The sequence below is a fragment of the Streptomyces sp. NPDC054765 genome (assembly GCF_053612065.1).
In genome coordinates this window covers 1-1,163 of record NZ_JBSHBP010000159.1, presented here as the reverse complement: position 1 = coordinate 1,163, position 1,163 = coordinate 1, and the positions used below count along the sequence as shown (strand labels likewise).

At 67.5% G+C, this 1,163-nt stretch carries 2 protein-coding genes; both read right to left on the bottom strand.

The window, feature by feature from the left end; all coding sequences use genetic code 11:
• Window positions 1-800, bottom strand: an 800-nt coding sequence (locus ACWGJY_RS37560) for an IS3 family transposase (protein WP_453265381.1), incomplete at its 3' end; no start/stop codon positions are given.
• Window positions 797-1,096: a transposase gene (locus tag ACWGJY_RS37555; RefSeq protein WP_453265380.1), complete on the bottom strand. Its 300-nt coding sequence runs from the start codon at window positions 1,094-1,096 to the stop codon at window positions 797-799. The genes ACWGJY_RS37555 and ACWGJY_RS37560, both read right to left, overlap by 4 nt.
• Between the last annotated feature and the right edge of the window lie 67 nt (window positions 1,097-1,163).

The following is a 1,163-nucleotide window of genomic DNA, read 5'->3' as shown; positions in this document are numbered from 1 at the left end:
TTGTAGAAGGTCTCAATGAACGTGAACACGTCGGCGCGGGCGGTCGCCCGGTCGGGCCAGATCCGGGTGCCGATCTCTTCCTTGAGCACGGCCCAGAAGCTCTCCGCCGCGGCGTTGTCGAAGCAGGAGCCAGTCCTGCCGGTGCTCTCACGAAGCCCCAACGTGTGTACTTCTGCGCGGAATTCAGCTGAGGTGTACTCGCTTCCGCGGTCGCTGTGTGTGATGCAGCCGTCTTCCAGGCCGCCCCGGCCGTGGGCCATCCGCAGTGCGTCGACCACCAGCGCGGCACGGTGGTGGTCCGCCATCGCGTAACCGACGACCTCGCGGGTGGCCAGGTCCAGCCAGCAGGCCAGATACAACCAGCCCTCACGGGTGGGCAGGTACGTGATGTCCCCAACCAGCCGGGTGCCGGGCCGGGCGGCGGTGAAGTCACGGCCGATCAGGTCCGGGGCGGGCCGTGCCTGCTTGTCGGGACGGGTCAGCGAGCGGCGTCTTCGGCGTGTGACGCCGGTGATCCGACGTTCGCGCATGACCCGCTCCACCCGCTTGCGGTTGACTGGTCGGCCCAGCCGCCGTAGCTCGGCGTGCACGCGCGGAACACCGTAGGCGCCCTTCGAGGCCAGGTGGATCACGGTGATCTCGTGGGCCAGCGCGTCATCCGCCCGCGTCCGGGCCTCCCGGGCGTCCTCCGCCTCCAGCCAGGCGTAGAACGAGGAGCGGACCACGCCCAGGACACGGCACAGCAGGGCCACCGGGTAGACGGCCTTCTCCGCAGCGATGAACTGGTAGAACTCGCTCACCGGTCGCTGTCCTTCGCGAAGAAGGCCGCCGCTTTTTTCAGGATCTCGATCGTCTTCTGCTGTTCGGCGCTCTGCCTGCGCAGCCGCTTCAGCTCCTCGCGCTCAGCGCTGGTCAGCTCGCCCGACGTGCCCCCGCCGCGGTCGATCCGGTCACGCTTGACCCAGCCACGCAGACTCTCCGGACTCACCCCCAGATCCCGCGCGACCTCCGTGATCGTCTTGTCGGAGGAGCGGGCCAACGCGATCGCGTCCCGCTTGAACTCCTCCGAATACCGCTTGGAGTACTGACTACCCACCTGGCACTACTTCCTCTGGAACCTCATGTCCCAGTCTCCAGGTGTCCAGTCACAAGGGGAAGCTTCA